This is a genomic window from Cohnella suwonensis, from assembly GCF_042655365.1.
Taxonomy (GTDB): Bacteria; Bacillota; Bacilli; order Paenibacillales; family Paenibacillaceae; genus Cohnella; species Cohnella suwonensis.
Genome location: NZ_JBHSMH010000004.1, coordinates 107,313 through 129,445 on the forward strand (window position 1 = coordinate 107,313; position 22,133 = coordinate 129,445).

At 57.6% G+C, this 22,133-nt stretch carries 23 protein-coding genes and 1 riboswitch; of the genes, 11 read left to right on the top strand and 12 right to left on the bottom strand.

Features of this window, described 5'->3' with window-relative positions:
* Nucleotides 1–5: 5 nt before the first annotated feature.
* Both ACFPPD_RS01640 and ACFPPD_RS01645 read left to right on the top strand, forming a co-directional pair.
* On the top strand, nucleotides 6–824 hold the full coding sequence (locus ACFPPD_RS01640; protein WP_378081107.1) for a hypothetical protein: 819 nt from the start codon (nucleotides 6–8) through the stop codon (nucleotides 822–824).
* A 209-nt stretch (nucleotides 825–1,033) separates the two neighbouring features.
* Nucleotides 1,034–1,176, top strand: a riboswitch (cyclic di-AMP (ydaO/yuaA leader).
* 5 nt (nucleotides 1,177–1,181) lie between these two features.
* Complete coding sequence (locus ACFPPD_RS01645) at nucleotides 1,182–1,703, top strand: C40 family peptidase (RefSeq protein WP_378081108.1); 522 nt, start codon at nucleotides 1,182–1,184, stop codon at nucleotides 1,701–1,703.
* Between the two features lie 97 nt (nucleotides 1,704–1,800).
* On the opposite strand, the gene ACFPPD_RS01650 is transcribed toward ACFPPD_RS01645, so the two are convergent.
* The 7 genes from ACFPPD_RS01650 to ACFPPD_RS01680 all read right to left on the bottom strand — a co-directional run bounded on the left by ACFPPD_RS01650 (nucleotide 1,801) and on the right by ACFPPD_RS01680 (nucleotide 8,211).
* Complete coding sequence (locus ACFPPD_RS01650) at nucleotides 1,801–3,093, bottom strand: MFS transporter (protein WP_209747280.1); 1,293 nt, start codon at nucleotides 3,091–3,093, stop codon at nucleotides 1,801–1,803.
* Nucleotides 3,090–4,190 carry a DUF58 domain-containing protein gene (locus ACFPPD_RS01655; RefSeq protein WP_209747278.1) on the bottom strand — a complete coding sequence of 367 codons (1,101 nt, stop codon included), beginning with the start codon at nucleotides 4,188–4,190 and terminating at the stop codon, nucleotides 3,090–3,092. The genes ACFPPD_RS01650 and ACFPPD_RS01655 overlap by 4 nt, the downstream gene beginning before the upstream one ends.
* Nucleotides 4,187–5,155 carry an AAA family ATPase gene (locus tag ACFPPD_RS01660; protein WP_378081110.1) on the bottom strand — a complete coding sequence of 323 codons (969 nt, stop codon included), beginning with the start codon at nucleotides 5,153–5,155 and terminating at the stop codon, nucleotides 4,187–4,189. The genes ACFPPD_RS01655 and ACFPPD_RS01660 overlap by 4 nt, the downstream gene beginning before the upstream one ends.
* A 97-nt stretch (nucleotides 5,156–5,252) precedes the next feature.
* Complete coding sequence (locus ACFPPD_RS01665; protein WP_209747276.1) at nucleotides 5,253–6,125, bottom strand: ABC transporter ATP-binding protein; 873 nt, start codon at nucleotides 6,123–6,125, stop codon at nucleotides 5,253–5,255.
* A 135-nt stretch (nucleotides 6,126–6,260) separates the two neighbouring features.
* Nucleotides 6,261–6,476, bottom strand: coding sequence for a hypothetical protein (locus ACFPPD_RS01670; RefSeq protein ID WP_209747274.1), 216 nt, complete (start codon nucleotides 6,474–6,476; stop codon nucleotides 6,261–6,263).
* Nucleotides 6,477–7,020: 544 nt separating this feature from the next.
* Nucleotides 7,021–7,374, bottom strand: a complete 354-nt coding sequence (locus ACFPPD_RS01675; protein WP_209747271.1) for a TFIIB-type zinc ribbon-containing protein — start codon at nucleotides 7,372–7,374, stop codon at nucleotides 7,021–7,023.
* A 72-nt stretch (nucleotides 7,375–7,446) separates the two neighbouring features.
* Nucleotides 7,447–8,211 carry a YheC/YheD family protein gene (locus ACFPPD_RS01680; RefSeq protein ID WP_209747269.1) on the bottom strand — a complete coding sequence of 255 codons (765 nt, stop codon included), beginning with the start codon at nucleotides 8,209–8,211 and terminating at the stop codon, nucleotides 7,447–7,449.
* Between the two features lie 161 nt (nucleotides 8,212–8,372).
* Between ACFPPD_RS01680 and ACFPPD_RS01685 the strand changes: the two genes are divergently transcribed.
* The 3 genes from ACFPPD_RS01685 to ACFPPD_RS01695 are packed head-to-tail and all read left to right on the top strand — an operon-like array spanning nucleotide 8,373 to nucleotide 11,729.
* A complete protein-coding gene (locus ACFPPD_RS01685; protein ID WP_378081114.1) occupies nucleotides 8,373–9,638 on the top strand; it encodes a phenylacetate--CoA ligase family protein in 1,266 nt (421 codons plus the stop codon).
* A complete protein-coding gene (gene sbnA / locus ACFPPD_RS01690) occupies nucleotides 9,635–10,774 on the top strand; it encodes a 2,3-diaminopropionate biosynthesis protein SbnA (protein ID WP_378081116.1) in 1,140 nt (379 codons plus the stop codon). The genes ACFPPD_RS01685 and sbnA overlap by 4 nt, the downstream gene beginning before the upstream one ends.
* The gene (locus tag ACFPPD_RS01695; RefSeq protein WP_209747267.1) at nucleotides 10,761–11,729 is read left to right on the top strand and encodes a 2,3-diaminopropionate biosynthesis protein SbnB; all 969 of its coding nucleotides are present in this window, start codon (nucleotides 10,761–10,763) and stop codon (nucleotides 11,727–11,729) included. Before sbnA ends, ACFPPD_RS01695 begins: the two co-directional genes overlap by 14 nt.
* Nucleotides 11,730–11,758: 29 nt before the next feature.
* On the opposite strand, the gene ACFPPD_RS01700 is transcribed toward ACFPPD_RS01695, so the two are convergent.
* Nucleotides 11,759–12,298, bottom strand: coding sequence for a cupin domain-containing protein (locus ACFPPD_RS01700; RefSeq protein ID WP_209747265.1), 540 nt, complete (start codon nucleotides 12,296–12,298; stop codon nucleotides 11,759–11,761).
* 161 nt (nucleotides 12,299–12,459) lie between these two features.
* On the opposite strand from ACFPPD_RS01700, the gene ACFPPD_RS01705 reads away from it, so the two are divergent.
* The 4 genes from ACFPPD_RS01705 (at nucleotide 12,460) to ACFPPD_RS01720 (ending at nucleotide 15,400) form a co-directional block, all read left to right on the top strand.
* Nucleotides 12,460–13,107 (top strand): alpha/beta hydrolase, encoded by a 648-nt coding sequence (locus ACFPPD_RS01705; protein WP_209747262.1) that lies wholly within the window; start codon nucleotides 12,460–12,462, stop codon nucleotides 13,105–13,107.
* 64 nt (nucleotides 13,108–13,171) lie between these two features.
* Entirely contained in the window at nucleotides 13,172–13,942 is a 771-nt protein-coding gene (locus ACFPPD_RS01710; RefSeq protein WP_209747259.1) for a DODA-type extradiol aromatic ring-opening family dioxygenase, read from the top strand.
* Nucleotides 13,943–13,944: 2 nt separating this feature from the next.
* Nucleotides 13,945–14,745 carry an SDR family oxidoreductase gene (locus ACFPPD_RS01715; RefSeq protein WP_209747257.1) on the top strand — a complete coding sequence of 267 codons (801 nt, stop codon included), beginning with the start codon at nucleotides 13,945–13,947 and terminating at the stop codon, nucleotides 14,743–14,745.
* 46 nt (nucleotides 14,746–14,791) lie between these two features.
* Nucleotides 14,792–15,400: a class I SAM-dependent methyltransferase gene (locus ACFPPD_RS01720; protein ID WP_209747255.1), complete on the top strand. Its 609-nt coding sequence runs from the start codon at nucleotides 14,792–14,794 to the stop codon at nucleotides 15,398–15,400.
* Between the two features lie 223 nt (nucleotides 15,401–15,623).
* Here the strand turns inward: ACFPPD_RS01720 and ACFPPD_RS01725 are convergent, their stop codons facing one another.
* The 4 genes from ACFPPD_RS01725 to ACFPPD_RS01740 form a co-directional block, all read right to left on the bottom strand.
* Nucleotides 15,624–16,052, bottom strand: a complete 429-nt coding sequence (locus ACFPPD_RS01725) for a GNAT family N-acetyltransferase (RefSeq protein ID WP_209747253.1) — start codon at nucleotides 16,050–16,052, stop codon at nucleotides 15,624–15,626.
* 313 nt (nucleotides 16,053–16,365) lie between these two features.
* Nucleotides 16,366–16,800 carry a GNAT family N-acetyltransferase gene (locus tag ACFPPD_RS01730; RefSeq protein WP_209747251.1) on the bottom strand — a complete coding sequence of 145 codons (435 nt, stop codon included), beginning with the start codon at nucleotides 16,798–16,800 and terminating at the stop codon, nucleotides 16,366–16,368.
* A 243-nt stretch (nucleotides 16,801–17,043) separates the two neighbouring features.
* Nucleotides 17,044–17,865 carry a hypothetical protein gene (locus ACFPPD_RS01735; protein WP_209747249.1) on the bottom strand — a complete coding sequence of 274 codons (822 nt, stop codon included), beginning with the start codon at nucleotides 17,863–17,865 and terminating at the stop codon, nucleotides 17,044–17,046.
* A 105-nt stretch (nucleotides 17,866–17,970) separates the two neighbouring features.
* On the bottom strand, nucleotides 17,971–19,935 hold the full coding sequence (locus ACFPPD_RS01740) for an ABC-F family ATP-binding cassette domain-containing protein (protein ID WP_209747246.1): 1,965 nt from the start codon (nucleotides 19,933–19,935) through the stop codon (nucleotides 17,971–17,973).
* A gap of 129 nt (nucleotides 19,936–20,064) precedes the next feature.
* Here ACFPPD_RS01740 and ACFPPD_RS01745 point away from each other — a divergent pair, with 129 nt between their 5' ends.
* Both ACFPPD_RS01745 and ACFPPD_RS01750 read left to right on the top strand, forming a co-directional pair.
* On the top strand, nucleotides 20,065–20,610 hold the full coding sequence (locus ACFPPD_RS01745) for an RNA polymerase sigma factor (RefSeq protein ID WP_209747243.1): 546 nt from the start codon (nucleotides 20,065–20,067) through the stop codon (nucleotides 20,608–20,610).
* Nucleotides 20,597–22,132 carry a hypothetical protein gene (locus ACFPPD_RS01750; protein ID WP_209747241.1) on the top strand — a complete coding sequence of 512 codons (1,536 nt, stop codon included), beginning with the start codon at nucleotides 20,597–20,599 and terminating at the stop codon, nucleotides 22,130–22,132. The genes ACFPPD_RS01745 and ACFPPD_RS01750 overlap by 14 nt, the downstream gene beginning before the upstream one ends.
* The last annotated feature ends 1 nt before the right edge of the window (nucleotide 22,133 follow it).

Below are 22,133 nucleotides of genomic sequence, written 5' to 3' on the forward strand. Positions count from 1 at the left end.
TCACGATGATACGAGAATTGTTAAAAAAGGGATGGGACATGGCCGTCCGTCATAAGGTTGTAGTGGTTCTCCTGTTCCTGTACCGGCTGTTGTGGGGATTCTTCCTCTACCGGTTCGTCGACTCCGTCGCGACCCCGATTCTTGCCCGCTATCCGGAAACGCACCCGAATTCCGACGCGGCGCGGTTATTCCTCGTCGAAGCCCAATTCCGGCTGCTGAAGACCGACCTCGTCAACGAGTCGCTTTGGCTGCTCGGAGGCCTGCTTCTGCTGCGGATGCTGCTGACGCCGCTGCTGAACGCCGGCGTGTTCTACTCCTTCCACCACGCGACGGAGGAAGCGGGCACGCGCGTGCTGTTCGGGGTTCGCCGGGTTTGGAAACCGGTCACGCTGCTGTACTGGGCGGAGAACGCTTTGCTTCTGTTGCCCGCCGTCTGGTTGGTGCCCTTCGCGAAAGACCGGTTCTACTCGGAGCCCATCATAACCGACTGGCTGAGAGATCTGTCGCCTTATGCGCTGGCATGGCTAGTCACCGGCTTCCTGCTGCATCTGCTGTTTCAGTTCATGCAGTTCGGCGCCGCGTCCGGCGAAGGCATTCTGAACGGGCTCGGGTTGGCGCTTCGCCGGGCATTGCCTTTAATCGGCATCACTCTAGCGTTGCTCGGCATCGGTTTGGCGGTATCCGCCACGGCGTGGGCCGTCTCCACGCTCTGGTCCGGATTTATCGCCGTCGCGCTGCATCAGGCTTTCTACTTCGTCCGTTCCCTCCTGACGTTATGGACGTCCGCGTCCCAATATCAGGTATGGTCCGGAACGGAGCCGTAAGCTTCCTGTCCCCCTTCCGACAATATTCACCAGGGACATTCCCCGGTTTGCGCCTTTTCGCGGGCGTAACCGGGGTTTGACGTTATTATCGGCGGCCATTTCCTAAGCGAAAGGAGGACCGATTTCCTAGTTTTCCGCTGTAGATGAGTGAATTCTCATTTAGTAGATGCAGGAAATTCGTCAGGAAAACCGAATATGTAAGACGAAGAAATCAAAAACTGCCGAGTTCTCGCGAAAGCGGGAAACGGGGGAACCAGTCTTTACGGGTGAATTGGCTTCGCTTCACAGGAGCCATAGGGGAACCTTCTACCGAACCCTCCAGCTAACCTCGTAGGCATTGGAAGGAGTCAACCTGTTTTGCGCAAGCTTTCCGCTATTCTTATCGCTTTATGCTTTGCTTTGGCTTTCCAAGTAGGCAGCGCGTTCGCCGATTCCAAGATGGATGAGACGATCAAGCCCCTTCTCGGCATCGACTACAAGTACGGCGGATCGACCAAAAGCGGCTTTGACTGCTCCGGATTCACGCAGTACGTCTTCAAGCAGCTCGGCATCAATCTCAACCGTGCTTCGAGAGACCAAGCGAAGCAAGGCCAGAAAGTTTCCCGAGACAACTTGCGTCCGGGAGACCTCGTGTTCTTCAACACGAACGGCAAAGGCATCTCGCACGTAGGCATCTATGTCGGCGACGGCAAAATGGTTCATTCCCCTTCTTCGGGCAAGAGCGTTTCGTTCGTCAGCATTTACGACAAATACTACGCTTCGCGTTATGTAACCGCTCGTCGGATCATGGACACGGATACTTACCAAGAGCTCGCAACCGAACCTTCGGATGCGGAAGATGCTGCCGCTGCGGGCGCATCTGACGAAGCCGCGGAATAATCCGGCGGCGATCAAATAAAGGGCAATCCCGTCGTCATCGCAAGATGACTTGTCGGGATTGCCCTTTGTTTTTGAATCTCTTATTCGGTTCAGCGCCTTATTTCGGCTTTCGTTCCCTCAGCCGGCCGACTTCATCGGCCCCGATCGCGTGCGCGCTATATTTCGCTTTCTCGTATAAGCGCAACAGCCGGGGCTTTGCTTCCGCGAACCAAGCCCAATACGTCGCGGCTCTGCCCTTGCCGGAAACCGGAAACGCGAGCCGATGCCTTTCGATCCTCTCCAGCGTCTCCGAGGGCGTGTCGGACGCGCGGAATTCGAATCCGTCCCCGATACCGGCCAGCACCGCTTCCTCGTAAAGCCGCCGGACTTTATCCGCGTCGCCGAGCCGCTCCCAGTCGGCTTTGGCCGTTCGAGTCGGGATTCTAGGCGATTGCGCCCGCTTCTTCGCGAGCGACCTCCGCTCTTCCACGTACGGCAATACATCCTCCGCCCGGCGTTCCCTCCGCAGCATGTCCAGAACGGCTTGCCACCAAGATTGCCAAGTCCGCTTGCGATCGCGCCACCATAACCGGACGAACCAGACCGCTACGATTACGACCCCCGCAAGGACGCCCCAACCGATGACGTCCCAGCCCTTCCATGTCCCCCCGGCGCCGCCTAGCTGCTGGATCATGTTCGCCGCGCCCGAATCGGACGGCGGCTGTATGAACTTCTCGGGATCGATCCGCCGTTCGTTCGGCTTGATCGGGTTCTTCGGCGTCAGCAAGCGCGAGCCGAATTCCGCCGTAAGCGCGACGACCGACACGCTAGCCGCCAGAAACGCGTACACGTACGTACGGTTCGCCCGCTTGACCGCTCCTGTCGCGATGCCTTGAAGCAGCGAGGCTTCTTCCATGAGGTGCCGATTCAGCGCGACGAACCAAGCGATCATCCAGCCGAACGACAGCAGTATGAAGACGAGCTTATAGCCGCTCCAGTCGTCGTTCACGGCGACGAGGGACAGCGCCGAGGCGGCGATACCGAAGCCGAGAGCGCATTGCATATATCCGAAAGCCGCGTATCGGCCCCGCCAGAGCGCGACGCCTCCCCAGACCAAGAGGACGATGTTATCCGGATAAGCGCCCAGGCCTAGCGCGATCAATAGAACGAATACGGCCAACATGATCACTCGTCTCCACGCCGTTGGCAACGTCGCATGAAACAACAGCCCCGCGGAGAAGAGCGTCAACGCGAGACCGAGCAAGCCGATCCTCGTCGGACCGGAGTCCGCGGCGCTTCCGACCATCAGCCAGACCGGCAGCCATAACAATCCTTCCGTCAGGACGCGTAAGATGCCTTTGCCGATCGGAAGGGACTCTCTCTGTGCCATTGACTTTGTCGTGGGGCTCATGATGCGATCCCTCCTTCGACGAACAGCAGAAGCTCGACGCCGTTGCCCTGCTCTCTCAGCTCGCGGACGAGCTGCCTTTCTTGCGAGTCGATGAACGCCGTCACGAGCAAATAATGTTTCCCCCGTTGCCTTTCGCCCAGCAGCTGCTTCAATAGAAAAGATAATCCGAGCCGCGTCTCCGGTTTGAAGCCCGCCATCGCCTCCAGCAGCGCGTCCATATGCGCGGCTCCGCTTCTCTCGGGAGCGCGGAACACCGGGGCGTCGTATCCGTCTACCTCCCCGTTGAATATCAAGCCCGCCTTCCCTCCGCCTCCGATGATGTACTGCGCGGCGGAAGCCGCATAGCTGACCGCTTCCTCGAACGATTCGGCGGTCATGCGGGCGTTGTTCGCGCGATCGAGCAATTCCGCGTTCAGAATGAGCGTCAGATCGTTATCCTGCATGCTTTCCCGCCGATGGACGAGAAGCTGTCCCGTCTTCGCCGTCGCGCTCCAGTTCACCATCCGGAACGAATCTCCCGGCCGGTAAGGCCGAATGCCCGCGACGTACATCGCGTCCTCGCGGATCGGACTGATCATGCTGCGGACGCTTTGCACGTAACGCCTGACTTCCAGAGGAAAGTCGTCGATCCGTTTCAATCTCGGGTAGACGACGATTTCCAAGCTCGCCGGCTGACGCACAGACCGCCCCGGGAATCCGACGATGTCTCCCGACGTCAGCGTATAACTGTCGATCCGGAATTTGCCCCTCGCGGGGCATACGATCTCGTGCTTCCGAACGATCTCCGTATAGCCCGGGATCGTGAACAGGCTCGCGTGATTCTGCAGCCGATCCCCGCTATGGATCGACATGTCCGCCTGCGCGTTCTTGAAGACGAGCTGGGCGGGCAGCTGCGATTCGACGCGGACCCAAGGGAGTGGCAATCTTCTGCCGTTCGCGATCGTCTCCCGCATCCACGTCGATTCGCCCGCGTGCACCCTCGATTGGCTGAACGAACGGTCGTAAGCGACCGACTTCAAGCCGGCGAGCCTGAACGTCAGCCGTTGCGCCCCGTAGAGCGCGCTCATAAGAAGCACGATCCAGAAGACGTAAGTCATGAGCGCCGCGTCTCCAGCGCCGGTTCGGACGGAACCGGAATGCCGGCCACGATCGCGTCCAGAATCTTCTCTGCCCGGCCGCCCTCTTCCCGCATCGCGTCCCTGAGGATGACACGGTGGGCCAGAACCGGCTTCACGAGCGTCTTCACGTCGTCCGGCAAGATGAAGTCCCGACCGCGCAGCAAGGCTCGTGCTTGCGCCGCCTTCACGAGCTGAAGCGCCCCCCTCGGGCTCGCTCCGAACGACAGTTCCGGATGCGAGCGGGTCGCCGACGCGATCGCGATCGCGTAAGCGTAGATTTCGTCGCCGACGTGCACTTGCGGCAGCGCCTTCTGAAGCTCCGCCACTTCCCCGCGGGTCAGGATCGGCTTCAAGCCTTCCAGCGGATTGCCCGGAACGAACCTCCGCATGATCGCAAGCTCTTCCTCAGCCGTCGGATAACCCATCGACACCCGCATCATGAAGCGATCGAGCTGCGCCTCCGGCAGCGGGAACGTTCCGTGATTGTCGATCGGATTCTGCGTCGCGACGACCATGAACGGCGCTTCCAGCCGGTACGTCTCGCCGTCGATCGTCACTTGGCGCTCTTCCATGCACTCCAGCAAGCTTGATTGCGTCCGCGGCGTAGCGCGGTTCAGCTCGTCCGCCAGCAGAATATTGGCGAAAACGGGGCCTGCCCGCATCTCGAATTCGCCGTTGCGTTGATTGTAATAGTTAATGCCCGTAACGTCCGAAGGGAGCAGGTCGGCCGTGAATTGTATGCGCCGCATCGAGCAGTCGAGCGATTGGGCCAGCGTCTTGGCGAGGAGCGTCTTTCCCGTTCCGGGAACGTCCTCCAGAATGACGTGGCCGGACGCGAGCAAGGCGACGAGCAGATGCTCCACCGCCTGTTCCTTGCCGACGACGACCGAACCGACGTTGTTCGCGAGTTCCGTAAGCTTGCGATTGATTAGCGCGTTATCCAAAACAAAAACACCCTCCTCCGTTTCCTACATATTACCAGTAGCGAAGAAGGGTGAGAATAACCAATCCTATTTAGTTGTTTCGAAGCGATGGCTTACACTATGCCAAAGCCTGCATCCGTTGTTCCTCTTGCCCGTTCGCGAACGCGTCGATCGACGGCGAAATCGTCGTTCCCGCATGACCCGTTTCGTCCGCCAAGCCGTAAGGCAGGCAGAGCGGCGCTCCCGTGCGAGGGTCTGGAATAATGTCGGCGTCGATGTTGAACACTTCGCGCAGCATGTCGCACGTCATGACCTCTTCCGGCGGTCCTTCGTACAATACCGTGCCCGCCTTCAAGGCGACGAGATGCTGGGAGAAGCGCGCCGCGTGGTTCAGGTCGTGAACGACCATGACGATCGTGCGTTGCTGCTCCTTGTTGAGCTTCTCGAGCAGGTTCATGACTTCCATCTGATGAGCCATATCGAGGAACGTCGTCGGCTCGTCGAGCAGAAGCACTTCCGTGCCTTGGGCGAGCGCCATCGCGATCCAGCCCCGTTGCCGCTGGCCGCCCGACAAATGATCCACGGACCGGTCGGCGAACGCGGACATGCCCGTCGCTTCGAGCGCCCAATCGATCATGCGGCGGTCTTCCGCCGTCAAGTTCCCGAAGCCCTTCTGGTGCGGGTAACGGCCGAAAGCGACGAGCTCGCGCACCGTCAAGCCTTCCGGCGCGGACGGATTCTGCGGCAAGATCGCCAATTGCTTCGCCACTTCTTTCGTCGGCTGGCGATGAATCAGCTTGCCGTCGAGATAGACGCCTCCGCCCGTCGGCGTCAGAATGCGGGCCATCGACTTCAAAATCGTCGATTTGCCGGAACCGTTCGAGCCGACGAGAGCCGTAATCATGCCATCCGGTACTTGCAAATTCAGCCCCTGCACGATTTGCCTGCTGCCGTATGCAAGAGATAACTGATTTGTGTTTAACCGCGACATGGTGCAACTCCCCTTTGAAGGTGATGATGATAACCGATGAAAAAAATGAACGCCGATTACAAACCGATTACAATGACCGACGACAATGATGATATCCGACGAAATTGGTGATAACCGTTCTCAATATAACGCTTCTTATGAATGATAATGGTTCTCATTGTCGTTGTCAATGAAATCGCGGCATTTCTTATAATAGCGGGAGGGGGCTGACGGCGGCAGGTCGTTATCGGAGAGGCATAGCGGAGATCGTGTGCTGGCTGTGGGCAGTAGGTTGTCGGCGGGCGGCGGTTGGCGGTTGGCGGTCAAATTGCTGAGATTAATGGTTTTTTCCATTAATTTCAGCCATTCCATCACAGCCCTCTTGCCTTAATGGAAATATACAGTAAAATCAGGCCTTCTAAGCAGATTTCAGCCAATACGCCCGAAATTAATGGACTTTTCCACTAAGATGAGCAGATTTCGTTTGACGGGCGCTAATTAACTGTATTAATCCATTTACTTGGCCTAGAAGCGGTAAACTCCGCGCCAATTTCTATTCCTCGAGCAGTAACCCCGTGCTCGAGCCCTCTTTCGCGAACCAGTTACTGCTCCTCAAGCAGTAACTCCGCGCTCGACCACTCATTCGCGAACCAGTTACTTCTCCTCAAGCCTCCTCAAGCAGTAACTCCGTGCTCGATCCCTCATTTGCGAGCCAGTCACATCTCCGAAAACAGTAACTCCGCGTTCGATCCCTCTTTCACGCCCCACAAGCAGTAACTCCGCACTCCCCCCCCCCCCCCCACTATCGCTCCTCCCGTAACTCCGATCTCGCCCCATCCGCGCCCATCGCCCCATACACCCGCCAACGAAAAAACCGCCCCGGCCGGCGGCCGAGACGGTGGGATCGCGCATATCGTCAGTCGAACAAATCGCCGAAGACGTCCATGACGCTTTTTTTCTTTTTCTTGTACGGCGGGTACGACGAATGTCCGTGCCCGTGGCCGTGTTGTTGCTGCGGCGGATACGGTTGCTGCGGATACGATTGTTGCGGCGTTTGGCTATAGGACTGGCGTTGAGGTTCCTGCCCGTCGCGCGAGTCGCCGTAATACCATTCGTTGTAGTCTTGTTTGACCTCGCGAACGTCTTGCATCAGCTTGTCGAGTTCCCCCCGATCAAGCCAAACCCCTTTGCAAGACGGACAAACGTCGATCAAAATCCCGTTCTTCTCCACTTCCCGCATCCGGGAATCTTCGCATACCGGACAATTCATCAGCCATGCCTCCTCGTTCGATTCGTTGCCCTCTTTACTACGGACAGCATCTCCCGAGGTTTCGGCCTTCATTCAACCTCTGCGTGCTTTCGTGCAATTCAGGGCGTACGTTTTGCCGTAGCCGCGCGCGTAGCGGATGATCTCGTTCAACATGGAAGCGTCGGCCAGCTTCGTAAAAGGACAAGGGTCCGGTTGCGTGTTCACTTCAAGAATCCACGCACGGCGCTTCCGATCCACCGCGATGTCGAGCCCAAGCTCGTTCATCCTTGGATAGGCGTTCTGGAACCGCCAGGCCGTCGCCTTCGCGAGACGCTTGAACTTCCTTTGCAGCCGGATCGCCGTACCCGCGTCCGTCAACCGGCGCAGCAGTCCTCCCGCGTCGTGGATGCTCCCCCCTTGGCTGCCGTTAGTGACCACCTTGCCGGGATGGGCGACGCGAGCCGCCGTTCCGGTCACTTTCCACCCCGCCCGTCCTTTCTGGACCATCACGCGAAAATCGATCGGGCGCCCCTGCAGCTTCAGCATGCGCACGCCTCTTTGCGCCAAGTAAGACTTACCGGCGGTACGTTTCCGGAGCCACTCGTACATCTCGTCGTAAGAAGCGAACGTCCGCTTGCGCAAGCCTTCCTGCACGCTCCGTCGGCCGACGCGCATGACCCCGATGCCGAGCGAGCCCTCCTCCGGCTTGACGTAAGCCAAACCGTACTTCGCGAGCAGCCGCTTCAGCGACTTCCGGGTCAACCGGCGGGTCGTCGGAATGTGGGCGGACAGGAAGGGCGATCCGATCAGCACCTTCGTCTTCGCCCACTTGCTGGATACCCTTTTCAACGTGCTCAACGCGTCGTCAACTCCTTCGTATCCGCGTATCGGCGGGAATGCCGAACGCCTTTCCCACACTGTATGGATTTTCTCGCGGAGAGGAAGGGCGCGCGTCTAAGCTGGGAGTACAAACCGCTCATATACATGAATATCACTTTGACCGAAGCGGAGGAATCGCGTTGGCACATGATCGGCTCCGCCGCAAAATCGAGCGGATGATCGACGTCTTCCCCTGGTACGGCGCATGGCTCGCGGAATCCGGCGTCGATCCCGCGGGCGACGTCGCCTTGGAACGGCTCCCGCTCCTGACCGCGGAGACGCTGGAGAGGCGCTATTACGGCGGGGAACCGCCGTCTTTCGCGACGCAAAGCGGCGTCGGCTCTTACCGGACGTCCGGCACGAGCACCGGCCGCCGCAAAACGATCTATTACTCCGAGGAAGACGAGATCCGCTACGTTCGGATCAAAGCCGAGTTGTTCGGAAAGCTGCTCGGCCCGACCGGCGCGCGGACCGCGCTGTCCGACATGGGCACCGGCCACGCGGCCGCCACCGCCCTGGACGTCTTCGCCGGTGCGGGCATCGCCGCGGAATCGATCTCGTTCGAGAAACCCGTCGGGGAACATTTGGCGAAGCTCGCCTCGCTCCGCCCCGACGTCTTGTATACGATGCCGTCGATCGTCGACCGATTGCTCGCCGCCTCGCCCGGCGATCCGGCGGCCTACGGCGTCCGCCATGTCTTGCTCGTCGGCGAGATCGCCTCCCCGGCTTGGCGCGCGGGCGTCGCGGCCCGGCTCGGGCTCGCGCCGGAACACGTCACGGACACGCTCGGCTCGATCGAGATCGGCACGATCGCATATTATTCGCACGAGCACGGCCGCTATTTCTTCGTCGAGGGGATCGAAGCCGAAGGCGTTCCGGCTTCGGCGTTATCGGCGGGCGAATCAAGCCGGATGCCCGAAGAAGATGACCCGCCTCATCGTCAAGACCAAGTGCTCGTGCTGACCTCCTACGCGCGCGATCTATTCCCCGCGCTCCGTTACGTCACCTACGATCTCGTTCGGGATCTACGTCCCGTACTCGTCGATGGGCATTGGGCGATGAGCTTCGAAGCGATCGTCGGGCGCATCGGCCCCGAGCTGAAGCACGGGGAGAAAATCAGCCTCTACGACATCGAAGAAGTCGTCTATCGCCATCTGCCGGAAGCGAACGTACGCGTACGCGTCGGCGGCAATAAGCTGACTATTCAGGTCGACGACGCGGAACGCGATCCGCAAGTTTACGCCGCGATCGAAGCCGATCTCGCAGATCGCATACCGGACATCGGCATCATGATCCGGGGCGGACTGCTGGACGCTCTCCGCGTCGTCCCCGCGGACATCTCGTTCGAAGGTACGGCGCTGAAGCACAAGAAGATTCATTACGACCGGGAGGCAACGGAACGATGAGCGACGGCAACGACGGAAGCGGAACGAACGAGGGACCTGCAGAGTCGACCATAGAGGTAACCATAGAAAAAACCGCTGAGGGAATTCATGAGGCCACAAATAAGGGAGCAAAAGAGGTTACGTACGAGGCAACAACCGCGGAGACGACAGGTAGCGGGAATGCCGGGAGCCGGTTAACCGACGCCGACCTCATGGTCGGCATCGGCGGGACGATCGGCCGTACGCCCGTCGTTCCCCTTGCCCGTCTATTCGAAGACGAACCGTTCGAAGTGCATGCGAAGCTGGAGATGTTTAACCCCGGCGGCAGCTCCAAAGACCGCCCCGCCCTCTTCATCCTTCGGGAAGCGATCCGTTCGGGAGAGATCGGACGCGGATCGACCGTTATCGAATCGAGCTCCGGCAACATGGCCGTCAGCTTGGCGCTGTTATGCCGCTACATGGGCATTCGGTTCGTCTGCGTCGTCGATCCCCGCACGACGGACACCCACCTGAGGCTCATCCGCAGTCTCGGCGGAGAGATCGACCTCGTCGACGAACCGGATCCTGCGAGCGGCGACTTCTTGCCCGCGCGCATCCGGCGCGTCCGGGAACTGCGCGAGACGACGCCGGACAGCTATTGGACGAACCAATACGGCAATCCGAACAATTACTTGTCGCACTACGAGACGACGATGCCCGAGCTGCTGGCCGCATTACCCCGCATAGATTATCTGTTCTGCGGCGTCAGCTCGTGCGGAACGATCCGGGGGTGCGCGGAGTGGCTGAAGGACAGCGGACTGGCGACGAAGATCATCGCGGTGGACGCGGTCGGCAGCGTTATCTTCGGAGGGGATCGGGGTAAGCGGCAGTTTCCGGGGCTGGGCGCGGCCATGACGCCGGCGCTGAGCCGTGGCGAGCTCGTCGACCGGATCGTCTACGTGTCGGAACGGGACTGCGTCGAAGGCTGCCTGGCACTCTCCGCCAAGGAATCGATTCTGGCCGGCGCTTCTTCGGGCGGCGTCGTCGCGGCGATCCGGGCGATGAAGAACGACATTCCTAAGGGTTCCGTGTGCGCGGCGATTCTGCCCGACCGCGGCGAGCGGTATCTCGATACCGTATATCACGAAGAATGGGTGCGACGACATGTACTATCTTAACGACGGCCATATCAGGGCGATCGGCTCCGATTGGCATACGCTTCGCGGCTTGGTCGAGCAGACGCTCCGGCTGACGGGCACGCCCGAAGTCGTACAACCGCTCAAGCCCTATTTGAGATACGGCGATCCGGGCAACCGGATCATCGCCATGCCCGCCTACGTCGGCGGCGACACGGCCGTGAGCGGCATGAAATGGATCGCGAGCTTCCCGGGCAACCTAGCGATAGACAAGCCGAGAGCGCACGGCGCGATCATCCTGAACGAACCGAACACCGGCGTTCCCGTCGCCGTCATCAACGGCGCGCTCGTCAGCCAGCTTCGCACGGCAGCGGTAAGCGCGGCGATGCTTCGCGCCTATATGGATCTCGGACGCCGCGATCGGTATCGCGTCGGTCTCGTCGGCTGGGGGCCGATCGGCCGCAGGCAGTTCGAGATGCTGACGGCGCTGCACGGCGACCGCATCGACGAGATCCGCCTGCACGACAGGCGCGGCATCGATCCTTCGACGATCGATCCGGCATGGCGCGACCGGACGATCGTCGCGGACGATTGGCGCGAAGCTTATCAAGCTGCCGATATCGTCGTCACTTGCACCGCCGCGACCGATCGTTACATCGATGAAGCGCCGTCCCCCGGCGCGTTGCTGCTGAACGTGTCGCTTCGCGACTATAAGGCGGATAGCGTAAAGAACGTACGGACCGTCGTCGTGGACGACTGGCGGGAAGTCTGCCGGGAAAATACCGACGTCGAGCTGTTGCACCGGGAAACCGGCCTGAGCGAAGGGGATGTCCTTACGTTGCGCGAGGTCGTATGGGACGAAGCGCTGAAAGGCCGCGCCGAAGCCGATCCGGTCTTCTTCAACCCGATGGGAATGGCAGCGTTCGACATGGCCGTGGCGGCGCATTATTGGCGGGAAGGACAACGCCTCGGCATCGGGGCTTGGCTGGAAGACTAGAAGAAGACAAATTCAAAACCGAGTTAAGCTCAGTCGTTGTCCGCGTCCGTATGAACGGCGATCAGAACGATGCTCGTGCCGTCGCTGACGTTCCGCACCCGATGAGGCGTGCACGCGTTCCAACTGAACGAATCGCCTACCTCGAGCGTCTCCGAATCTTCTCCTTGCTCGGCGACGACTTTTCCCTGGAGAACAAGATGGGATTCCTCGCCTTGGTGCGCGCGCGGCTCCTCGCCCGTCGACGCCCCCGGCGGGAATTCCACGATCATCATCCGGATGCCTTTCGTCGCGCTCAGATGCTCGACCTTCAGCTGATCGCCGCCGCTCGTCGTTCGTTTGCGGTCGGCTTTGCGGACGACGGACATCCGTTCGTCGTCGCTCATGAGCAAGTAAGCAAGAGGAACGTTCAGCGCCTTGGCGATCTGGTCGAGCGTCGCGATCGACGGAGACGTCTTGTTCGTCTCCACTTGGCTCATGAAACCTTGGGACAAGCCCGTTCTCTCGCACACTTGGGCGATCGTAATGTTTTTGCGTTTGCGAATCGCGCGGACGGCAGACCCGATATCCATATATGCACGCTCCATTGCGTCAAATATATTAGTAATACATAAACTATTTTTATATTAGCAATAAAGTGCTTGACAGTCTATCTGTTTCGGCAGTACATTAGCGATATGTAACTTACATTTATATAGCTAATATATTTTCCGCTATGAAGGAGGACTCACCCATGACGCCCACCTACGCTTACGACATCCGTCTCCCCGACAAGATGGAGCCCGGCAAGCTTTATCCGACGATCTTCACGCTGCACGGCAAAGGTTCGAACGAACGCAACATGGCGAATTTGACCGAGCCTCTCGAGAACGACTTCATCCTCGTTCACGTCCGGGGCGATCTGATTCTCGGTTCGGGTTATCAATACTATGAACTGAAGGGCCTCGGCAATCCCGTTCGCGAGAGCTTCGACAGAGCCGCGAATCTATTAACGGCATTCATCGAGGACGCGATCGCCCGGCATCCGATCGACCCGGCGCGCGTCTACTTGCTCGGCTTCAGCCAAGGCGCGATCTTATCGATGACCCTCGCCTTGACGCTTGGCTCCCGGCTGAAGGGCATCGTCGCCTTGAACGGCTACGTGCCCGACTTCGTCAAGACGGAGTACGTGCTGCGGGATACGTCGGACGTGTCGGTCTTCATTTCGCATGGCGAACGCGACTCGATCTTCCCCGTTCGGATCGGGCACGACAACGCGGCGTATTTCGGAACGAGGACCGACAAGTTGACCTATAAGCTCTACCCGACCGACCACGGCGTCTCCGAACAGAACCAAAGCGACTTCGTCGACTGGCTTCGCCGAGACTCGCACGCGGAATAACTTTAACGGGATTAAACGCGTACCCCGTTAATAATTCAACTCATTATTAAAGGAGATGTTCATGATGATCCCCTCTTACTTTTTCGCGCACGGCGCGCCCTCCTTGGTGCTGGAGCAACACGAATACACCGATTTCCTGAAAAAGTTCGCCGCCGATCATCCGAAACCGAAAGCGATCGCGCTGTTCTCCGCCCACTGGGAAAACCGGGAGCAGCAAGTCAGCGACGTCGGGACTTACTCGACCATTTACGATTTTTCCGGTTTTCAGGACGAGCTTTACGCCATAACGTATCCCGCCCATGGGCACGCGGCCGTCAGCGAAGAAATCCGCCGCCTGTTCGAGGAAACCGGCATCGCCAGCGTCGCGGATACGCGGCGCGGTCTCGACCACGGCGCTTGGGCGGTGCTGAAGCTGCTGTACCCGGACGCGGACATTCCGGTCGTCGCGCTGTCGGTCGACCGATTCTTGACGAACGAGCAGCAATACAAGATCGGCCAAGCCTTGTCCGCGCTCCGCGAACGGGATATCATGGTCATTGGAAGCGGCGGCACGGTCCACAATTTGCGCAGGCTGAACTGGCGGGCGCAAGAAGCGGAGCCGTGGGCCGTCGCGTTCGACGATTGGCTGCACGACAAAATCGAAGCCTGGGACACGGACGAGCTGTTCCGTTACGAGGAGCTCGCGCCGTTCGCGCGGGACGCGGTGCCGACGAACGAGCACTTCATTCCTCTGCTGCTGGCGATGGGCGCCGGCGACGGATCGCGGCAAGCGACGCTGCTTCACCGCAGCTATCAGCTCGGCACGCTGAGCCTCAGCTGTTGGGAGTTTCAATAATCATGGATCTTGGATTGACGGGCAAATCGGTATTCGTCGCGGCCTCGAGCAAAGGGCTGGGCAAAGCTTCGGCGCTGGCGTTCGCCAAGGAAGGCGCCTTGCTGACGATCGCGAGCCGCGATCTCGGCCAGCTCGAGCAGGCGCGGGACGACATTCGGGCGGCGACGGGACATGAAGCGGGTATGGTTCGACTTGACGTACGTAGCGGCGAAGACATTCGCAAAGCGATCGCGGGCGCCGTTGCCGCGCGCGGAGGGTTGGACGTGCTCGTCACGAACGCCGGCGGTCCGCCGCCGGGCGGATTCGCGGACATGGCGGACGACGATTGGCAGCTCGGCTTCGAGCTGAATCTCCTTAGCGTTATCCGCTTGATTCGAGAGGCTTTACCTGCTTTGCGCTCGGCGGGCGACGGCAAGAGCGGCGGCCGCATCGTAAACTTGGCGTCTACGTCCGTGAAGCAGCCGATCGACGGACTCATTCTGTCGAACGTGTTCCGCGCGGGCGTTCAGGCGCTCACGAAGACGCTGGCCGCGGAGCTTGCGCCGGCGGGCATTCTGATCAACACGGTCGCGCCAGGCCGCATCGCCACCGACCGGATCTTCGAGCTGGACGGCAAACGCGCTGCGGACAAGGGCGTCACGCTCGAGCAGATTCAGGCGCAAGCGACGTCGCAAATCCCGCTCGGCCGGATGGGCGATCCGGAGGAATTCGGGCGCTACGCCGCGTTTTACGGCTCGTTCGCCAACACGTACGTGACCGGCCAAACGCTTATCGTGGACGGCGGCATGGTGCGAAGCCTATAATGGGGGCTAGGCGAGAAGACCAGGCGAAAGGAATGTTGGATCGATCGTGAGCGAAACCAAAGAAAACCTGCGGACGACTTATAATCGCTACGCGGAGCAGCGGAACGAAGCGAAGATGGAGCCTTGGAAGTTCAAAGAGCGCCAGCTCTTCCTTCAAGCGATTCTCGAGGAGGACAAGAACGTTATTCTCGAGCTGGGAGCCGGTACCGGACGGGACGGCCACTACTTCAAGGAAAACCGGTTCGACGTCGTATGCGTCGACTTATCGGACGAGCATGTCCGGCTATGCCGGGAGAAAGGGTTGGACGCGCGGGTCATGGACTTCTACGAGCTCGCGTTCGAGCCGGAGATCTTCGACGCCGTCTACGCGATGAACTCGTTGCTTCACGTTCCGAAAGCGGATCTCGGTACCGTGCTCGAACAAGTGCATCGCGTGCTGAAGCCCGGCGGGCTATTCTTCTTCGGCGTCTACGGCGGCAAGAACAGCGACGCCGTCTGGGAAGGCGACCGCTTCGAACCGAAGCGCCATTTCACGATGTATGAGGACGACGACCTGCTGGCGATCGTCCGCGAGCGGTTCGGCGTCGAGGAGTTCCATGTCGAGCCTCTCGGCGAAGGCGTCCCTCATTTTCAATCGTTGCTGCTTCGAAAATAAACACGGAATAACGGGGAAGGAGCCACGGCGCCCTTCCCCGTTTTTTTGTCGAGTGCCGCGTTCCGGCGGCGATGGCATTCCCGCTTGCTTAATACTGGCTCAAATACGTGCCGATTGGCCGCGACGCGGTTGGGTGGTGCGGGTGCTTCTGCCGGACTGAGGGCCGAATGATCCGATGCGTGAATATGGTGTTATACGACGGAACCTTGAAATATTTTCACAATCACTTTATTTCACTTTCATGAATTACACCAAACATCCCTGTCATTCCATCGTGCTTATTAAAACCATAGTTATTATAAAATGGTTCTTTTCCTTGTGCTGCAAACAAACCAATAAATGATTTCTCAGGTGCATTTCCTGTTAAGAATTCTGTTATTGTCTTCATAATCAAAGTTCCGATTCCTTTGTTTTGATGCTCTGGATTAACTGCTATGTCTTGAATGTAAAAATAGATCTTTCCGTCTCCAACTACTCTTCCCATTCCAACAATTTCATCTTTAAATTGAATAACAACGCCGAATAACGATTTGTTTAAGGATTCTTCAGCAACATCAAAATTCATATAGTCTTTCCAACCAACAGCACTACAAAGATTGATGTATTCCTCAATTGTAGGCACTCTCTTGTGTGTAATATATTCGATACTCATGAGTTGTTTTCTCCTTTATCAAAATCGAATGAAATTCATGATGTTATACTATTGCTACATTGTCATCACTCACAAAAGTATTAATCTTCGTTCTGTCGTATAACGTTCATGTGTTCACGGCGTCCAACTCCCTTAAGCCCGAAGGGCGGCCGCGACGCGGTTAGGTGGTGCGGATGTGTCCGGCTGAATATGCTCCCCTGCTGCTGCCGATTGCATCCTAGAAACCTCATCTAACTTCTGCCGGACCGAGGGCCGAATGGCCCGATGCGTGAACATGGTGTTATGTGAAGTATCGTGCATCATTGAAATGCTATCAAATTACTTTCCTTAAATAATATCTCTTGAATCCTTCAGGAAATCCTTCTAATATTCCAAATATTTCATATCCATGTTTCTTATAAAATTCGGGAGCTTGAAAATTCCAAGTATCTAAATGAATTAGCCTACATCCCTTAGATCTCGAAATTGATTCTATTTCTTCTAATAGTCTTGAACCATAACCTTGACCTCTCAGCTGATCACTAACCCATAAAACATGAATATATAATGCAAATCTATAAAATCTCCCAAGAACTCCTCCAAAAATTTGGTCTTCCTGATCCTTTAATATCAAATTTATTGGTTCAGAATATGATTCTTGAGCAGTTGGGGCTATTGATTGATTAAAAGAATCAATCTGATTAATAATGAATTGAACTTCTGATTCTTGATATTCTTCTGTAAGAAATAACTGTCTTTCGATTTCCATCTCTTTCGCCCCTAATGTTTTTATTGGTTTCACGATATTTCATATAACGTTAATGTGTTCACGACGTCCCACCACCTTAAGCCCGAAGGGCGGCCGCGATGCGGTTAGGTGGTGCGGATGTGTCCGGCTGATTCCGCTTCCCTGCTGCTGCCAATTACTTCCCCGAGTCCACATCTAACTCCTGCCGGACCGAGGCGGCTCGTCCGCCGAAGCGTGAACATGGTGTTATACGCAGTGATCTCTTCATCGAGAAGCCAACAATTCCTTAAATTCATCATCAGTTACTTCTCTATCATCATATTCATGATCATCTACAACCTTGAACCAACTACCATCATGTTCCAATTTATGAAGATACCCTACCAAAACACAGTTGGGAATAATTACCTTCTTAACAAAAGGCCATTCCTCAGCTTCTTTCTTGACGTATATCACACCAGGTATAGAATGAATGAACCAAGGTTGATTACCAATACCGAATTGAAGAGATATTATTTCTTTCAGTAGAGTGATGGCCTTAAGTGCTAATTCTTTATCTAATCGATCTGTCTCCGGATTAAAATGAATCGAAAAGTTCCTTAAGTCCTTTAATTCAAAAAAAAGTGTTACTACTTCCGCTAGAAGGACATTCCAAGATTCAAGAGTTGCTATAACTTTGTCCCAATTATCAAAGGACTTTTTAGAATAAACATCTTTATATTGCGGTGTTGCTTTAAAGTCTTCTCTCAACGAAAGTATTAATTGATTTAATATTCTTTCACCCAATGAGCATGCTGCAGTTAATGCAGGATAGAATGAACCAATGACATACGAATCTCTAATATTTTTAAAGAAATTATTATGATATGCAATTATCGAAAATGGCATCGGTCCAAACTCTTTGAAGTAAGCTAACTTCGCTTCAAAGTTTATACCACCATACTCATGAAAAAGCCCTTGTGTAATTGTTTTCTTATTCTCTTTCCATAAACTTGCTGTGTCTTCTTCCCAGTTTTCTTCAATTTGTGTATTTAATATAGTGGCACGCGTATCAAACGACATATGCAAGACTCTATATCTCTTCATGTTTCTACTCCTTTTAAAATTGTTAGGTCATTGCGTATAACGTAATATTTGCGCATAAGTAAGCCCGTCCGTGAGGCAATCGTCGCCCCCGGCCGAGCCTCTAACTTATTTCCCGTTCTTGTTCGCGGCGATCTGCTCCGCGAGCTCGTTCAGCTCGGTCCAGCGCTCGAGCAGCGTCTCCAGCTTCTCCTCGAGCCGTTGCTGCTCCGCCATCAGCTCCTGCAGCCGCGCCGAATCGCTGACGGCCGCTTCCATTCGCCCGGCGACCGCCTTCAGGGCGTCCTCCGTCTCGGCGATCCAGCCGTCGATCTGCTCGTAGTCCTTCTGATCCTTGTAGGACATCTTCAGCGGGCGGTCTCTCTCCGATCTCGCCGGAGCCGCCGCTGCCGCGGAAGCCGACCCGGCGCCGGGCGAACCGGACGTCCCTTTGCCGGCTTTCCCCGCCGCGCTTTCCGCCGCCTTCTGCGTATCACGCTTCTCCGCGAACTCGCGATACTCCGAGTAATTGCCGACGTGATGCGTCACGACGCCGTCGCCTTCGAACGCCAATATACGCTCCGACGTCCGATCGAGGAAATAACGATCGTGAGACACCGTAATGACGACGCCGGGAAAATCGTCCAAGTAATCCTCGAGCACCGTCAACGTCGCGATGTCGAGGTCGTTCGTCGGCTCGTCGAGAAGCAGCACGTTCGGCGCGTTCATGAGCACGCGCAGCAGCTGCAGCCTGCGCTTCTCCCCTCCGGACAGCTTAGAGATGACGCCCCACTGCGCGGCCGGCTCGAACAGGAACCGCTCGAGCATCTGCCCGGCGGACACGACGAAGCCGTCCGACGTTTTGACCTGGTCCGCCCCTTCGCGGATATATTCCATTACGCGCAGCGACTCGTCCATCTCCTCGTGCTCCTGGCTGAACCAGCCCAGCTTCACGGTCGGCCCGAGCTCGACGCGCCCCGCGTCCGGCGCCAGCTTGCCCGCGATCATCTTCAGCAGCGTCGACTTCCCGCTGCCGTTGCGTCCGACGATGCCGACCCGGTCCTCGGGCACGGCGATGAAGCTCAAGTCGCGGATCAGCGTCCGGCCGTCCACGCCCTTCGTCAGATGCTCGATCTCGAGAATCTTCTTGCCAAGCCGCGACGACGCGACGGATACGTCCAGCTTGCCGGCCGACGCCTTCGGCCCTTGGTCCTTCAGCGCCTCGAACCGGTCGATGCGCGCCTTTTGTTTCGTCGAACGGGCTTGCGCGCCCCGGCGAATCCACGCCAGCTCGTTGCGAAGCAGGTTCTGCCGCTTTGCTTCGGTAGCCGCTTCCCTTTCCTCCCGCTCCAGCTTCAGCTCCAAGAAACGGCTATAGTTCGCTTCGTAGAAGTAGGCTTTGCCGCGGTCGAGCTCGATGACGCGATTGCTGACCCGGTCGAGGAAGTAACGGTCGTGCGTAATCATGAGCAGCGCGCCCTTGCGCTTCTGCAGCATGCCTTCGAGCCAAGCGACCGAATCGTTGTCGATATGGTTCGTCGGCTCGTCCAGAATAAGGACGTCAGAAGGCTGCAGGAGCGCGGCCGCCATCGCGACCCTCTTGCGCCGCCCCCCCGAGAACGTCTCGACTTTCCCGTCGTAATCGGCGATCCCGAGCTTGCCCAGCGCCGTCTTCGCCTCGCTTTCGAGCGTCCACGCGTCCAGCTCGTCCATCTTCGCGTTAACCGCGATGAGCCGCTCTTGCAGCTTCTCGTCTTCCGGCCGGATCGCCAACTCCGCGAGCACGTCCGCGTGTTCCCGCACCACGCGCAGCTGAGGCGAGTTCCCGCCGAGCACGTGCTCGAGCGCCGTCTCGCCCGGGGCGAAGACCGGATCCTGCGCCAGCATGCGGAGGACGACGGAACGTCCGATCGACACTTGGCCGACATCGGGGGACTCGATGCCGGCGATCACCTTGAGCAGCGTGGATTTCCCGGTCCCGTTCACGCCGATGATGCCGATCTTCTCTCCCGTCTCCACGCCGAACGTCACGTTCTCGAACAGCATTTTGTCGCTATAGCTTTTGGATATATTTTCAACGGATAATAGATGCATGGAAAACTACCTTCTTTCGGTCAAGAGATCGATCCTTCGTATCATATCATAAATTTTTCGCGGAATCCGGGAACCGGACGGGGAGACTCGGAGTCTGTTTGTTATCGGGATGGGGAGAGGAAGGCGCGGATGAGCGACGAGCACTTGAAATTCGTAACCGCCATCGAGGAATTCGACATCAGAAGCATCATGGAGCGATACGGGGAAGACGTATGGAATTATGCGTTTTTCCTGACCCGCAGGCGCGATTGGGCCGACGACATCTCCCAGGACGTCTTCGTGAAGGCGTACCGGGGCATCGACTCTTTCCGTGGCCAAAGCTCGCTCAAGACGTGGCTGCTCCGCATTACGCGCAACACCGCCTTCTCGTACCGGAAGCTCGCCTTTTTCCGCAGGACGGTGGGACTGGAATTCGGCAGATCGAAGGACGCCCGGCCGTCGGCCGAAAACGAGTACATCGCGAAGAGTTACGCCGACGATATCTGGAGCTGCGTCATGAGGCTGCCCGACAAATACCGGGAAACGCTCGTTCTGAGCGCCCACTACGGGATGCAAGCGGAGGAGATCGCGCGTCACCTGGGCGTCGCGATCGGCACGGTCAAGTCCCGCCTTCACCGGGCAAGAGCCCGATTGGCGGATATGATGGGGAGGAAGTCGCAAGATGACGACGAATGATCGCGATCTGGATAAACGGTTGAAAAGTCGCCCGTTCCGAGTGGCCCGGTTCACGGATGCGCATAGGAACGCGGTCGAGAGGCGGATCTGGGGGGGCGTATCTTCGGAGGAGCCTGTTATAGCGTCAAGGCGAGGCCGCCGGTTTCGTCCGGCCCGCTGGCTGATCGCGGCGGTATGCATGGCGGTCGTCGTCGGCGCGCTCGCGTTGTACCGGATGAACGACGAGTCTCGCGCGGCTACGCCTGCCTCCTCCGTCGGAATGCGGCTTTTCGGCAATGCCTTTACCGATTACACGCTCACGATACCCGGCAATTGGACGGCATTCTCGGACGGCTCCCCCTCTACTTTCTACCAAGGCAATCAAGTCATCGGCGGCGTAGACTTGCTCGGAATTAGCAGTCAATTCTCGCCGTTAACCGATTCTTCCCGCCCCATCCCTACCGAGATCTGGGACTTAGGAAACGGCGTGAAGGCGGAAGTCAAGCTTCCCGATACGGAGAAAGAAGACGGCACCATAAGCACGCCGGATATTCGATACCTTATCGTGATCCCGGATCAGCTCTCGTACACGATTCATTTCTCGGCGGATAGCGTCGATGCCGCGACCGCTTCCCGGGTGGCTCGCAGCTTCCGGCTCGTGCCCGAGCCCGCGGAGTCTCCTTCGCCGTCACCGTCGCCGAGCCCGTCTCCCGATCCATCCCCGCGCAAGCTGGAATCCCAGCAAGTCTGGGACGAGATCGAGAATAGCGGAGTGCTCATGCAGTACACCGCGAGCGAGCAACTCGATAAGCTGACATACGAACAAGTCATGGAGGGGCTCGAGAGCGACTCCGCGAGAGTCCGCTGGTATGCCGCCTATCGGATCAACGAGTTCGACGACGCCGACCGTCATGATGCCGTCGCGGCCGCGCTGAACGCAGTCGCGGGCGACAAGGAAGAATACGTGGCGAATGTCGCGAGATTCTCGCTCTCCTTGTTGGAAGGCGACTTCGCGGAGTCCGATCGGTTCATTCCGGCTCCGGACGGCCAAACCTTTGCCTTCAAGAAGTACGGAGAGTCCAAATGGGGCGACGGCAAGTTATGGATCGCGAAGAAAGGCCACGAGCCAAAGATCGCGTATTCCCCCGATGTCGCCGGCATCATCGGCTTCGGATGGTCGCCCGACGGCAAATGGCTTCATGCCGACTATGCCCTACAGCAAGGGAAATGGATCGTGCTCGTGGACGTCGGGACCGGCAAAGCGCTCGACCATCTCGATCTCGTCAACCGGATCGTCGACGACCCGGCCAACGGGTATCATGTCGACAAAGCCAAGGCGGCGCGTTTCGATCCTTACGAATCTCTCGATCAATGGAGCCCCGACAGCAAGAAGTTCCTATTCAAATACTCTTTCGCCGACGAGAACTTCATCCCGTTCGAAGGATACGGCATCTACGATATCGCGGCGGACAAAATCGAGAAGGTATATACCTTCCCCGCCAACGAATCGGCGACTCGCCCAGAAAGTTTGTCGTGGAACTGAC